Genomic DNA, 14,131 nt, shown 5'->3' with positions numbered 1-14,131 from the left:
AAAATTTTAATTTTCTCTTAATGCGAATTTAGTGATTTTATGAAGAACAAACCAAGGCTTCTAGGTGCACCGTGTTTTTTTACTACATTTGAAAAATAGTATTAAAATACATGAACAATTTCGTAAACAACTTTTACAAAAACCAGGCATTATTCTACAAGATTTTCCTATTTATAATTACGGCTGTTTTAATTGTTTATCTCCTTCCGAAGGGCGGCAAATTTAAATATGAGATCACTAAAGGAAAGCCCTGGCAATACGAAAATTTATATGCGCCGTTTGATTTTGCTATTCTAAAAAGCGATGCCGAAATAGTTAAAGAAAAGCTACAGGTAAATACGAACCATATTCCTTATTATTCGGTTAATGAAAGTGTATTGGAGCAAGTAAAATCCAAAGTTCCAGAACAATTAGGGAAAACATTTACCGATAGTATTTTAAAAAGGAAAAGAAGGCAGTTGTCTGGTTTTATTGAAAAGACTTTAGATGATATATATGAATATGGAGTTTTGCTTGAAGCAAGACCAGCCGATGCAAACAAATTGGTTTATTTAAAAAGGGGAAACGAAGCTTTTGAAGTTAATTATGACAAATTATTGCTTCAAGATGAAATTCGTCCATACCTAAATGTTCAAATCAACCAAAGTAATTTATCCTCCTTAAAACCAGAATTATTAGAATTCTTTTATAACGTTATAAAACCGAATGTTACTTTCGATACTGGGCTTACCCAGAAGGAACTGGACAGTAAATTAGGTTCCATTTCTTATACCCGGGGAAGCATAGAACGTGGTACCATTATCATTTCCAAAGGAGAAATAGTGGAAGGGGAGACCTTGGATATTTTAACCTCACTGAAATCTGAATACGAATCGCAAGTATGGAGCGATTCCAGTTATAATTGGATCTTGTTTGGTTACAGCATTTTGGTTAGCCTTGCTTTGCTGATGTTGCTCTTGTTTATTAGAAGAAATAGAAGGGAAATATTCGATAACAATGTGAAGGTTTCGTTTATTTTCTTCAACCTTTTATTGATGGTTTTTTTAACTACACTTGTTGTTAGGTTCGATGCAAAATATGTGTATATAGTTCCCTTATCTATTTTGCCATTGACCTTAAAAGCTTTTTTTGATTCCAGGTTGGGTTTGTTCACCCATGTAATCACAGTGCTTATTTTAGGATTTGTTGTCCCTAATAGCTACGAATATATGTTCCTTCAGATTATCGCTGGGATCGTTACCATCCTTACAGTTTCAGAATTATATAAAAGGGCTAATTTATTTATTTCGGTAGGGCAAATAACCTTTATTTATATTCTTGTTTATTTTGCATTTACCATTATTCAGGAGGGAAATATACAGGACCTCAATTCTGAAATGTTCCTCACTTTTATTTTGGGCGGATTGGCCACTTTATTTGTGCAACCGCTAATTTATATTTATGAAAAACTCTTCGGATTGGTTTCAGATATGTCACTTTTGGAACTCTCAGATACCAATTCTAAATTACTGAAGGAGCTGGCAGAAAAGGCGCCTGGTACTTTTCATCATTCTTTGAACGTTGCAAACTTGGCTGAAGCTGCCGCGAATGAAATTGGGGCAAATGCCATGTTGGCTAGGGTAGGAGCCTTGTATCACGATATTGGTAAAATGGAAAACCCTACTTATTTTTCTGAAAACCAGACAAGTTCTGTGAATTCCCATGATGAACTATCCCCGGCCGAAAGTGCCGAAGTAATTATCAATCACGTGATCCAGGGAATCGAAATTGCCAGAAAACATAATATTCCGGATCGGGTAATAGATTTTATTAGGACCCACCACGGTACTTCTTTGGTGTATTTCTTTTATATGAAAGAAAAGGAAATGAACGACAAGGTGTCCACCTTGGATTTTAGATATCCTGGTCCAATTCCTTTTAGTAAAGAGACGGCAATTTTAATGATGTGCGATAGTGTGGAAGCAGCGAGCAAAAGTTTAAAGGAGCCTACATCGGCGAAAATCGATGATTTTGTAGAAAGGATCATCAATAAGCAAATGGATGAAGCCCAGTTCTTAAATGCCAATATTACCTTTAAAGAGATCCAGTTGATCAAAAAAATCTTAAAACAAAAACTGAAGAATATTTTTCATCTAAGGGTGGAATATCCAGAATAGTTAGTGTACTTCCAGTATTTTTATCTCTTTTTCGTTTAACATAAAGGTTTCTCCCGCTTTCTTGCCTTTCAGTTTTTCATAAATGGGAGCTTCAGTAGAAATAACATATACACTGGTATCATCGTTCATGTGCACTTTTCCTAAACCGCAGGCAATAAAATAGTTGTTATCATCGGTCTCTATTACGCTTCCAAATTTTATATATTCACTGTAATGATTTCTATCTACTTTGTTTAGGGTAAATTTCATAGTTTGGGCAGTATCGAGATAGGTGGCATATTTTTCAAAATCCCCCAACAATTCTCCTTTGCTACCTTCTTCGTCATAATCTGTATGAACATCGTTTGCCTCCATGGATTCTTTTATCGAATCCATTTCTCCTTTGTAACGCGCAATTTGCTTATTGATCGCATCCAAGCAATTATTGAACAATTCAATTTTATTTGGCACCATTTTTTTTGAGTTTTACTTAAAAGTAGGTATCGTTTTTTAACTTTTATAATTATTTGCAAATAATTAATAATTCGCCAAACTTGTTTCGTTTTAAAATTATAAGTCCATAAACTTATATTTATACTTTATAAGTCTATGGACTAATATTTTATATTTATAAGGTTTCAGACTAATAAAATTTATATATTTGACGTTATGATAGCAGTTTTAACAGCCGATTTAATAGATTCTTCTCTCTATGAAGAGAAGGTGCTACAAGAAGTATTGGATACGCTCAAGCAAGAGTTTGAGGGGATTACCAGAGAATATGATCAAGATCAAGTGCGTCTTCAAATCTATAGGGGGGACAGTTTTCAAGGAATTATTAAAAGCCCTGAGAATGCCCTCCAGATAGCGCTTCAAATAAAAACAGCCATAAATAGAATCCATTTTAAGGAAACGGTAAAGAATAAAGCCTATTCCAAAATAGCCGATTTCAAGATAGCCATAGGTATTGGAGAGCAGGAGTTGGAACGGGAAGCAATTTCTGAGTCTAATGGCCCCGCTTTTCAATTTTCTGGTCGTACGTTGGATGAAATGAAAACTGAACATAGAAAAACCAAACTAAAGACCGATTTTGAGGAGATAAATGCCGAATTTAACACCTCTTTGTTTCTATTGGATACCATTACCGATAAATGGAGCACAGCATCTGCCGAGGTAGTATACTATCTTTTGAAAGGCCTTAAGGAGCGCGAAGTGGCTGAGGCCATCCATATTAGCCAGTCTGCCGTAAATCAACGTAAAAAGGCCGCGGGATGGGATGCCATTGCAGTTTTATTGGAGCGGTACAGGGACGTGATCACAAACAACTTAGTAAACAGAAAATAGCATGCTAATCCTATTACAATTACTTTTTGCACATCTCTTGACAGATTTTGTGCTACAGCCAAATAGCTGGATAAAGCATAAAAGGAAATATAAGGTAAAATCTTATTTTTTGATTATCCATACTTTAATAGCAGGGGTGTTGACCGTACTATTTCTTCAGAAACTGGAATGGTGGTATATAGGTTTAATAATAAGCGTCACCCATTTCTTAATAGATTGGTGGAAACTAAACCAGAAAAAAGACAACCTCAAATACTTTCTCTTGGACCAATTTTTTCATTTGTTGGTAATAACAATGGTATGGTTATACCTAATAAATGGCTTTTCCAACATCCTCCCTTTTCTAAAAGAGGTTTTTAATTCTACAGCGATACTCGCAGTTATTGGCACTTATTTATTTGTAATCTTTCCTGCCGGTTTCTTAATTGGAAAAGCAACCAAGAAATGGCAAAATGAGATAGAAGAAACCCATAAAAAGAACAGTCTGGATGATGCCGGACGATATATTGGTATTTTCGAACGGATTCTCGTACTAACTTTTATCCTTACCAATAATTTTTCGGCAATAGGATTTTTGATCGCTGCCAAATCCATTCTAAGATTTAGTGATAAATCTGAAACCGGAGCCAGAAAGCAAACGGAATATGTGCTTATTGGGACATTAATAAGCTTTACAATAACAATACTTTTGGGCCTATTAGTACGCCAATTCCTCTTCCAGTAGCTGAATATTGCTGAACATTCGCTCTTTCAGGATATTCATCATCCGCTTATTTAGGGCAGACGAATTTTCGATATAAAGCAAATATTCTTCCACAGAAAACTGGCCAATAACCATACCTTTTAAACTATTCCTGAATTTGATATCCCTTTGGATGGCATTTTCAATAAAACTCAATTTCTTTTCTACAGAATATGAATGGAAACTGTTCTTGTGCTTCTTAATGTAATTTCTGAATACTGCTACAAAGAGTTCACTTTGAAGTCTAATAACTGGGCGGAGGGTTTTGTTTTGAAATTGTTCTTCCCCACTCATTTTTTCTGAAACTCTTGCCGATGGAATTTCCGGTCTAAGACGAAGCAATTCTGTATCTCGATGATTCATAGTTATGAAGTTTCTTAAATTTAATTAAAATAAAGCCTACATTTCTTAAATGCTGAGTCAACTTTTAAACCGATTTATAAACAAATGGGTCAGTTAAAAGTCTCTTAATCGCTTAGCCCTTTAAATGGTTATTTTTACCTTTAATCAAATTGAAAAAAGTTATGATTGTATCCCGAAACCCATATAATGGCGAAGAAGTAGCCAACGTCCAAGAATTTTCCAAGAAAGAGATTGATGAAGCATTGGATATTGCCGATAAAAGATTTCAAAGTTGGAGAAACACATCGTTTAGTGAGCGTTCTAAATTAATGATGGCTGCAGCAGCAGAGTTAAAAAAGAATAAGCAGGAATATGCCCAAACCATTACGTTGGAAATGGGAAAACCTATTAGCCAGGCAATTGCTGAAGTTGAAAAATGCGCATGGGTTTGTGAATATTATGCTGAAAATGCAGAAAAACACTTGACAAAAGAAATGATTAAAACCGATGCTAAAAAGAGCTATACATCTTTTGAGCCTATTGGAGTCGTTTTGGCTGTTATGCCTTGGAATTATCCTTTTTGGCAGGTTTTTAGGTTTGCAGCTCCAGCACTAATGGCGGGAAACATAGGTGTTTTAAAACATGCCAGCAATGTGATGAAGTCTGCCAATAATATTCAGAAAATATTTGAAAGAGCAGGCTTTCCAAAGGGATGTTTTCAAAATATTCCAATTGGCAGTAAGCGAGTGGAAGAAATAATTAGAGATCCTAGGATTAAGGCGGTGACCTTAACCGGAAGTAAACCCGCAGGTAGTGCGGTAGCTTCGGTAGCAGGAGAAGAGATCAAAAAATCGGTTTTAGAGCTGGGCGGAAGCAATGCTTTGGTTGTTTTTAAGGATGCCAACATTAAAAAATCCGTAGCTACTTGTGTACAGGCCAGATTTCAGAATACAGGGCAAAGTTGTATCGCGGGGAAAAGACTTTTATTGCAAGACTCCATCGCCGATGAATTTTTGGAGCTTTTCTCCAAGAAGGTACGGGAGTTGAAAAGTGGGAATCCAATGGATGAGGATACTTATATTGGAGTTTTAGCGCGGGAAGATCTTGCAGAAGATCTGGAGAAACAAGTGCAAGCATCTGTAAAACAGGGAGCTAAAATTCATTTAGGGGGTGTTAGAAATGGCACTTATTATGAACCCACAATTTTAACGGGTGTTACTAAAGAAATGGCGGTGTTCAAAGAAGAAACTTTTGGCCCAGTAATTTCTGTTACTACTTTTAAAAATGAAGAAGAGGCTATAGAATTGGTGAATTTTTCAGATTTCGGGTTGGGAGTTTCTGTGTTCACGGAAGATTTGGAATTCGCTGAAAAAATATGCCCAAAATTCGACGATGGCGCAGTGTTCATCAACGAATTGGTAAAAAGTGATCCTAGATTGCCTTTTGGGGGAACTAAAATATCCGGGTATGGAAGGGAGCTGTCCATTCATGGAATTCGGGAGTTTGTAAATAAGAAAACGGTATACATTAAATAAGCTAACAAAATATAAAATATGAATTTCGGAAAAGTTGACGACCCGAGCAGTATAGATTTTAGTTTACCACCAACACATGAACAAACAGTAAAAATTCTAAAACAACAGGATCCTTCTGAATTTTTAAATGTTCGAGTTGGTTGTGCCAAATGGAACAAAAAGGATCTTAAGAATTTTTACCCTAAGGGAACAAAAGATGAATTGACTTATTACACCTCTCAGTTTAATTCCATAGAGCTAAATGCTTCTTTTTACAGAATGTTTCCTGCAGATCAATTTCAAACATGGCATGATAAAGCGTTGGGGGATTTTCAGTTCTTTCCAAAAGTAACAAGATCTATCAGTCACATTAAGAGGCTAAATGATTCTGAAATATTGGTAGATGATTATGTAAGTAATTTACTGCCTTTGGAAGAGAAGTTGGGGATGGTGTTTTTACAAATGCCGGAGAATTTTCATCCAAAGAACATGGATAGGTTAGAACCGTTTTTTCAGCATTGGCCAAAGGAAATTCCTCTTGGATTAGAACTAAGGCATACAGAATGGTTTCAGGACCCATCCATTGCTGATGAATTAAATTCAATTTTATTGAAATACAATATCGCAAACATTATAACCGATAGTGCTGGTAGGCGTGACCTGTTGCATATGAGGCTCACCAATGAAACTGCATTTATTAGGTTTAATGGTGCAAACCATCCTTCGGACTATACCCGTTTGGACGATTGGTTAAAAGTGATCGAAGAGTGGTATGAGCTAGGCCTTAAAAACCTCTATTTCTTTGTCCATCAAAATGTTGAAGAAGCTTCCCCGCTTTTATCTGCCTATTTTATAGAAAAACTGAACACCAAGTTTAATTTGGAACTTCCAATACCTGAAACTTTAAAATAGATGCGACAAGAAATAGCAATAACTGTTGATACCGTAATATTTAAAGATTTTAGATCTTCCGCTAAAATTCTATTAATACAACGCAAGAACGCTCCTTTTAAAAATAAATGGGCATTACCAGGAGGTTTTTTGGAAGAAACCGAAAGTCTAATAGAAGGTGCAAAAAGGGAGCTATTCGAAGAAACAGGTTTGGAGTTGGATGATTTAAAGCAGTTAAAAACCTATGGAAATTTAAATCGGGATCCACGAGGTAGAACAATTTCGATTGCTTTTATTGGGGAATTAAGAAAAGAAGTGCAAATAAAAGCAGGAGATGATGCCAAAGAGGCTGACTGGTTTCGTGTAGATGAATTACCGAAACTTGCCTTCGATCATGCACAAATTATTGAAGATGCAAAAGAGCATCTACGAAATAATAATTACTGATTTTTAGAGTTTATGCCAGTTATTGATTTTAACTAGGACATTCAGATTTTTCGTCATGCTGAACTTGTTTCAGCATCCCAGTATGTGGAGAGGAGACCCTGAAACAAGTTCAGGGTGACGAGATGGTACCGAAAAACAGATATAGTTAATAATAATTTATAAATAATAAAATATGAGATTTCATACTAGAAAATGGGTAAAACCGCAAGACCTTAACCCGAATGCTTCCTTATTTGGAGGTAGATTGTTGGAATGGATAGATGAAGAATGTGCGCTTTATTCCATCATTCAATTAGAAAATCCCAGAGTGGTTACTAAATTTATGAGTGAAATTAATTTTAAAAGTTCAGCCTCCCAAGGCGATATCATTGAAATTGGGATAGATGTGGTAAAATTTGGTACTGCATCGCTGACATTATGCTGCGAGGTGAGAAATAAAATGACCAGGGATACTATTATTACCATAGATAATATAGTGATGGTAAGTTTGGATACCAAAGGAAAACCCCATGCTCACGGTAAATCCCGAATAGAATATGTGAAAGATAGGCTTAAGGATTAGTCTTTTTTAGTAGGTGTTTCGTTTTGTTTTAGAGAAGATAGCCTTACCGGCAATTCTAGATCCTTGTTCCCTCCATAGATCTTGATCTCTTGGATATCGGCTGGCATGTAGTATCCATTGTCCTCTAACGCCTCCTTAACAACCCTAACTACATTCCCTTTTGTGGTTAGGGCTTTTCTTCTAAAATCCTTGGTGTCTACCCAAAAGAACACTTTTAGATTAACGGTGCTTGTTGCCAGCTCATCTTCAATCACAAAATTTTCATGTTCGGCATCTTCAATAACATCGGGTTCATTTCTTAAGGCTTCCATGACTGTTTTCTTTGCTCCCTCAATATTATCTTCGTAAGCGATCCCAATTACAAAATTCCATCTAAAGAAGCCGTCTTCGGTAAAATTGGTTACTGGTTTTGTTAATACATCGCTATTTGGAATATAGACATCCTTCCCATCAAATGTTTTCAATTTTGTATATCTAAATTCCAAGGCTTTTACTTTTCCGAAATTTTCACCAATTTCCACGGTGTCATTTATATCAAAAGGTCGATTGAAAGCGAGAATGATTCCTGCAATAAAATTTTCTCCAATATCTTTAAACGCAAAACCTAGAACAACGGCACTCGCCCCCGCAGCTGTAAGAATTCCAGTGGCAATCCCGCCCAATCCCGCAGCCCTTAAAGCAAGCATAATGGCAATTGTTAAAGCAATTATTTTTATTGTTTTCCCTAGAAACCTACTCATAAGCGGGTCATTGGTACGGTTGAATATTCGCTTTTTGGCAAAATTGCCCACCCATGTCCCTATTAAAACTCCAAGGATTATGATTAGCAAGCCTAAACCTATTCCAGGTAATTGTTCTAAAAATCTTTCGTAAAAGTGAAGGAACGATTCGTTCAAGCTCAATTGTTCGTTAGCAGTTTCTTGCATTCAATTTCAATTATGTTTCCTGAAATATAGATATTAAAAAACCTTCTTCTATTAATTATATGTTAGAATATTTAATAGAAGAAGGTTTAAGTGAAACAAGGAAATGTACTGAGGAGTTTCTTTGTTGAAGAAATTATTCCCCATCCTTTTTCTTCTCTACTTGTTCATCTTTGGCATCCTGAATTTGCTCATTGGCATTTTCCAATTGACTTTCGGTTGGCTTCTCGGATTCTTGTTCATCGGCATCATTAGGTTCAAGGCTTAATTCCACATAAAATGGAAGATGATCTGAATCTATATCTTTTCCGGTTTTCAATTTAATTACCCTAAACTCCTCTGAAACGAAGAATTGATCTAAAGGCCATTTCATTAAAAAACTAGTGGCATCGAACGTGTTATAAAAGCCCCTTCCCACCCTAACATCCAAAAGGGTACTTACCTCCTTAAACAATTTTGTACTTCCAGACCATGGAACATCATTAAAATCTCCAGCTATAATTACTGGCATTTTACGATTTAAGGCCTTTTTAGCAACCATCATCATTTCCCCATCCCTATCTGTAGAACTTGGGTTTTCTTGTGGCATTGGGGGAGTGGGGTGAATTGCGTACAGCATGATTTCCTTGCCCGACCTTAACTTAACTATGGTTTGAATGGAAGGAATACTATCATCTACCAAAAACTTCTTTTGTGCATCTTTTAGCTGAAGTTTGGAATATAAAAGCATCCCATAGGTGTTATCTATAGGGATTTCTACTTTATACTTGTACTTGGAAACCGCTTTGGCAATATCGTTCATCCAACGAGTATCCGTTTCAGTTAGTAGAAGAATATCTGGATCTACTGTTTTAATCTCTTCAATTAAAATATTTGGATTGGTATTCTTTTGCAACACATTGGCTGCATAAAATTTAAATGCATTGTCACTTTCAATAGTGTTCTCTGCTTCCCCCACTTCATAGGAATTATGGGGTAAATAAGGATATATTTTGTATAGCTGAAAAGCAAAACAGCCAAGTAATATGGTAACAAAAAAATAATCTTTTATCCATTTTACATCGAACCTCATAAAATAAACTACCAGCGCCACAAAAGTAAGTATGGTTAACTGTATATGTGGGTAATCGAACATTCTTACCCACCAGAAATCTGCTGCGGCAATTGGTATTAGGGTTAACAAGATGGCAAATAGTCCGAAACCTTGCAAGAAAGGTTTTAATTTCATAGGAGGAGTTTTAGATGGTTGGTTATAGTTGGGTTTTAATTGTAGTGGGATCCTGTTTCATGTTGTCTGCTAAATATTTTAAATCATCCCCAGAAGGAGCTTCAAAAAGTTGGAGTCCAAAATAAGGCAATGCCGCGATTAAATGGTCAAAAATATCCGCAGCAATATATTCATAATTTTCCCAACGCTTATCACTGCTAAAACAAAGGATCTCTAATGGAATTCCTTGAGGGGTTGGTGATAAATGCCTAACCATGAGGTATAACTCTTTATTAATTGCCGGATGGTCATGTAAATACGCATCGGCATATTTTCTAAAAATCCCTAAATTGGTTTGGTTCCTCCCATTTATGGGAAGTGACGTATCTATATTGTTTGTTTTATTGTATTTATTAACTTCCTTTTGCCGATGTTCCAAATAAGGAGCGATTAAACTTATGGATTTTAATTTCTCCAAATCGTCTAAAGTGACAAATTTCACAGAATTCTGTTTAATGTTTATTGCCCGCTTAATACGTCTACCTGGTGATTCCTGCATGCCGCGCCAGTTCTGGAAAGAATCGGCAATTAAACTATAGGTAGGGATCGTGGTAAAAGTATTGTCGAAATTCTGTACCCGTACCGTTGCAAGGTTAATCTCGGTTACATCTCCGTCGGCTCCATATTTGCTAAAGGTAATCCAGTCCCCAATGCGCACAATATCGTTTACAGATACTTGTATGGAGGCCACAAACCCTAAAATAGTATCCTTAAAGATCAATAATATAACTGCAGATGCAGCACCTAAAGAAATCGCAAAATTAAGAACAGATTTCCCTGTGATTTCAGAGAAAATGAACATAATCCCCACGATCCAAATAAAAATCATAAGCACCTGCATATAGCTATCTAGGGGCTTATCAAAATATTCTTTTCTGGTTTTTAAATAGTTTTTGCTTGTTCGCAGTAAACTCCTAAAGATCCATACAACCAATATTATTATATAGAGATTAGTGAAGAAAATAACGATTTTCAAAACAAATTGATAATCTATAAGAATAACAGGAATCGTGGCATAGATAACGAGAATGGGGACTATCCTTCCAACATATTTTGGAAAATTACTTTTGATCAAGAAATCATCGAAAGTGGTTTTGGTTTTATTGGTAAAGGCTTTAAAAGATTCTATTACAAATTTTTTCAATATATAATTCACCAAAAGCACCAAACCAAAAAGTGCAAGAAGATTTATTGCGAGGTTAAGATATCCAGCGGCAACGGTATTCATCCCTTGCTCAATAAAATAATTTTCAAGAAAGCAACTTATTGGTTTTATATCAAAAATGTCTTCAAACATATTATAAATACTTTTTTTCTATATAAAAAGGACCAAATGGAATTACCGAGCAAGCAACGGCAAGCAGTAAGGTTTTAAATTTCCAATTCAGTATATTATAAACGAGTATGGCGCCCACAAGATATGATATAAAAAGGATTCCGTGAGCCATTCCAACTACTTCAACCATTTGGGGAAGGTCAAACAAATACTTTAATGGCATTGCTATAAAAAGCAACAATAGAAAGGAAAGCCCTTCTAAAATACTTACCCATTTAAAAACCTTGATTTGAATACGTTCATTCATTAATTTAAATTTTTGCAAAGATAAATTTAATACTTAGAGTAGATAGCGAATCCTTTCATTAAAATCTATCTGCTTGTCCGCTTTTATGTTAGCAATTACTTTTAACTAACTATATGTGGGTTTTTTATCATGCTAAAACAAGTTACCATTGACGTATTTTGAATACTTTGTCATCCCGACGCTAGGAGGGATCTCTAGTTAAATTGATTCTGTTTTATTGAGATTCTTCAGTCCACTGCGTTTCCTTCAGAATGACACTCCTTTTTTATTGTCTTTCCCACCTAGGAGGGATCTGCTCTGAAATCCTTCAACAGGCTAAATTTGAGGTAATTTTTAAACACGTCAATTTCCTACGCTAAATAATTTTTATCACGGGTCTCAGGGTGACGAGAGGGCCAGGTGCTTTGTTTGAGGCAAAATGGTAACCACATAATTTTATACTGAATGGGTTAGCTTGTTAAAACTATACCAAAAATCGACAAGAAATCAATTGAATGAAGCTTCGTTTTTTGCAATTTCCCTAATTTGCACAGAATTGAAAAAGTAAACATGAAATCTAAAATATTGGTTACCGGCGGACTTGGGTTTATTGGTTCGCATACCGTAGTTGCGCTCCAGCAACAAGGCTTTGAAGTTGTGATAATAGATAATTTATCGAATTCATCGATAGATGTACTGGCGGGAATCACCAAGATCACCCAGATTACGCCAGAATTCCAAAACATTGATTTAAGGAATAAGGAGGCAGTGAACAATTTTTTTGAAAAACATGAGGATATAAATGGAGTTATTCATTTTGCAGCCTCTAAGGCAGTGGGAGAGAGCGTAGAAAATCCCTTGCTGTATTATGAGAACAATTTATCTACTTTAATCTATGTCTTGCAACATCTTAGCAAAAAAGAACGTGCTAATTTTATATTCAGTTCTTCCTGCACAGTTTATGGACAAGCCGATTCTTTGCCCATAAGTGAGAATGCACCTGTAAAACAGGCGATGTCCCCTTATGGAAACACCAAGCAAATAGGGGAGGAGATCATAAAAGATACTTGTAAGGTCCATCCCAACTTCAGCGCGATTTCCCTAAGGTATTTTAATCCTATTGGGGCGCATCCAAGTACAGAGATTGGGGAATTGCCAATTGGAACACCACAAAATTTGGTTCCATTTATTACTCAAACTGCTATTGGTAAGCGCGAACAATTATCTGTTTTTGGAAATGACTACCCAACAAACGATGGTACCTGCATTAGGGACTATATTCATGTAATGGATCTGGCCAAAGCCCATGTGGTAGCTTTACAAAGATTGATAAAAGGTGATCCTGAAAATAATTACGATGTCTTTAATTTGGGAACCGGAACCGGGAATTCTGTGTTAGAGGTCATTGAATCTTTTCAGCGATCCACAGGAAAAAAGTTGACTTATAAAATTGTTGACAGGCGTGAAGGAGATATTACAGCGGCTTATGCAGATACGCATAAAGCAAATTCAGTATTAAACTGGAGAGCAGGGCATAGCTTGGATGAAGCTTTGGAAAGTGCTTGGAAGTGGGAGAAAAAAGTCTCTAAAAATGAAGAAAAGGAATAAACTTTAACAGAGGTCAGTAGATAAACACATATCTAAATCAGATGATTATCCTGTTAATAATCAGTATTTTAATCTTTACCACAATGGTCAGTTCGAGATCCGTGATAAAAAAATTATCCAGCGTAGGAAATTGACGTGTTTTTTATATAAGCTGATGGGATGCTGAAACAAGTTCAGCATGGGGACAATTCCGCATCGTCACCCTGAACTGGTTTCAGGGTCTTGGATTCACAAATAAATAAAAACACGTCAATGGTAGCGCAGTCGAGAACTCTTCGTCCTCTAAATAAAGGTTTCGACTACGCTCAACCTGACAGATAGCGACATTGATAAATTTTTCAATAGGTAACTATCTACTGGCCTCTAAATTTTAATCCCTCATTGAGGGTTTAATTCCCCGAGGCAAGCCTCGAATTTTTAAAATTATTTTCCAATGCATACCTTGCGGGCTTGCCCCTAGGTTCTTGATTTGAAATAAAAAAACCACTTATTATTAAAAAGTGGCTTTTTTAATGATCCTATCTTCCGTTAACATAAAAGGCATGAATTACCCCTGGCAACCAGCCTAAAGCAGTAAGCAATAAACTAATTAAAAAGGTAACTCCAAGACCATGCTTTAAGAAAACAGCTAATGGTGGTAATAATATATTTAAAATAATAGTAATTAAAGACATAATATATGTTTTTGGTTTCGCCGAAATTAGCTAATCTCTTATAAAATCTACTATTCGCACGTTTGGTTTAGCTATAATTTAACTAATTATAACTTCCCTTTGGGAATACGCAGTCTGAAT

15 protein-coding genes are annotated in these 14,131 nt (G+C 35.8%); 8 read left to right on the top strand and 7 right to left on the bottom strand.

Features of this window, described 5'->3' with window-relative positions:
- Positions 1-110 precede the first annotated feature (110 nt).
- A complete protein-coding gene (locus tag JM83_RS17400; protein WP_144963359.1) occupies positions 111-2,156 on the top strand; it encodes an HD family phosphohydrolase in 2,046 nt (681 codons plus the stop codon).
- On the opposite strand, the gene JM83_RS17395 is transcribed toward JM83_RS17400, so the two are convergent.
- The gene (locus JM83_RS17395) at positions 2,157-2,609 is read right to left on the bottom strand and encodes a transcription elongation factor (RefSeq protein WP_144963358.1); all 453 of its coding nucleotides are present in this window, start codon (positions 2,607-2,609) and stop codon (positions 2,157-2,159) included.
- A 195-nt stretch (positions 2,610-2,804) separates the two neighbouring features.
- On the opposite strand from JM83_RS17395, the gene JM83_RS17390 reads away from it, so the two are divergent.
- Both JM83_RS17390 and JM83_RS17385 read left to right on the top strand, forming a co-directional pair.
- Entirely contained in the window at positions 2,805-3,479 is a 675-nt protein-coding gene (locus JM83_RS17390; RefSeq protein WP_144963357.1) for a SatD family protein, read from the top strand.
- Position 3,480: 1 nt separating this feature from the next.
- Positions 3,481-4,203, top strand: a complete 723-nt coding sequence (locus JM83_RS17385) for a DUF3307 domain-containing protein (RefSeq protein ID WP_144963356.1) — start codon at positions 3,481-3,483, stop codon at positions 4,201-4,203.
- Here the strand turns inward: JM83_RS17385 and JM83_RS17380 are convergent.
- The gene (locus JM83_RS17380) at positions 4,177-4,584 is read right to left on the bottom strand and encodes a glyoxalase (protein WP_144963355.1); all 408 of its coding nucleotides are present in this window, start codon (positions 4,582-4,584) and stop codon (positions 4,177-4,179) included. The genes JM83_RS17385 and JM83_RS17380 overlap by 27 nt on opposite strands.
- Before the next feature lie 161 nt (positions 4,585-4,745).
- Between JM83_RS17380 and JM83_RS17375 the strand changes: the two genes are divergently transcribed.
- The 4 genes from JM83_RS17375 (at position 4,746) to JM83_RS17360 (ending at position 7,977) form a co-directional block, all read left to right on the top strand.
- A complete protein-coding gene (locus tag JM83_RS17375; RefSeq protein ID WP_144963354.1) occupies positions 4,746-6,098 on the top strand; it encodes an NAD-dependent succinate-semialdehyde dehydrogenase in 1,353 nt (450 codons plus the stop codon).
- 18 nt (positions 6,099-6,116) lie between these two features.
- Positions 6,117-6,989, top strand: a complete 873-nt coding sequence (locus tag JM83_RS17370; protein ID WP_144963353.1) for a DUF72 domain-containing protein — start codon at positions 6,117-6,119, stop codon at positions 6,987-6,989.
- Positions 6,990-7,415, top strand: a complete 426-nt coding sequence (locus JM83_RS17365; RefSeq protein WP_144963352.1) for an NUDIX domain-containing protein — start codon at positions 6,990-6,992, stop codon at positions 7,413-7,415.
- Positions 7,416-7,587: 172 nt separating this feature from the next.
- A complete protein-coding gene (locus tag JM83_RS17360) occupies positions 7,588-7,977 on the top strand; it encodes an acyl-CoA thioesterase (RefSeq protein WP_144963351.1) in 390 nt (129 codons plus the stop codon).
- Here the strand turns inward: JM83_RS17360 and JM83_RS17355 are convergent.
- The 4 genes from JM83_RS17355 to JM83_RS17340 form a co-directional block, all read right to left on the bottom strand.
- The gene (locus tag JM83_RS17355) at positions 7,974-8,903 is read right to left on the bottom strand and encodes a mechanosensitive ion channel family protein (RefSeq protein WP_144963350.1); all 930 of its coding nucleotides are present in this window, start codon (positions 8,901-8,903) and stop codon (positions 7,974-7,976) included. The genes JM83_RS17360 and JM83_RS17355 overlap by 4 nt on opposite strands.
- 133 nt (positions 8,904-9,036) lie before the next feature.
- Positions 9,037-10,128, bottom strand: a complete 1,092-nt coding sequence (locus JM83_RS17350; RefSeq protein ID WP_144963349.1) for an endonuclease/exonuclease/phosphatase family protein — start codon at positions 10,126-10,128, stop codon at positions 9,037-9,039.
- Positions 10,129-10,150: 22 nt separating this feature from the next.
- Positions 10,151-11,464: a mechanosensitive ion channel family protein gene (locus JM83_RS17345; RefSeq protein ID WP_144963348.1), complete on the bottom strand. Its 1,314-nt coding sequence runs from the start codon at positions 11,462-11,464 to the stop codon at positions 10,151-10,153.
- 1 nt (position 11,465) lies between these two features.
- Entirely contained in the window at positions 11,466-11,750 is a 285-nt protein-coding gene (locus tag JM83_RS17340) for a DUF3817 domain-containing protein (protein WP_144963347.1), read from the bottom strand.
- A 549-nt stretch (positions 11,751-12,299) separates the two neighbouring features.
- Between JM83_RS17340 and galE the strand changes: the two genes are divergently transcribed.
- On the top strand, positions 12,300-13,337 hold the full coding sequence (gene galE / locus JM83_RS17335) for a UDP-glucose 4-epimerase GalE (protein ID WP_144963346.1): 1,038 nt from the start codon (positions 12,300-12,302) through the stop codon (positions 13,335-13,337).
- Between the two features lie 518 nt (positions 13,338-13,855).
- On the opposite strand, the gene JM83_RS17330 is transcribed toward galE, so the two are convergent.
- Positions 13,856-14,011, bottom strand: a complete 156-nt coding sequence (locus tag JM83_RS17330; protein WP_144963345.1) for a YqaE/Pmp3 family membrane protein — start codon at positions 14,009-14,011, stop codon at positions 13,856-13,858.
- Positions 14,012-14,131: the final 120 nt, after the last annotated feature.

This window comes from Gillisia sp. Hel_I_86, from assembly GCF_007827275.1.
Lineage (GTDB): Bacteria > Bacteroidota > Bacteroidia > Flavobacteriales > Flavobacteriaceae > Gillisia.
Note: the sequence above shows the minus strand (reverse complement) of the source record. Positions and strands in the feature narration are given on the sequence as shown.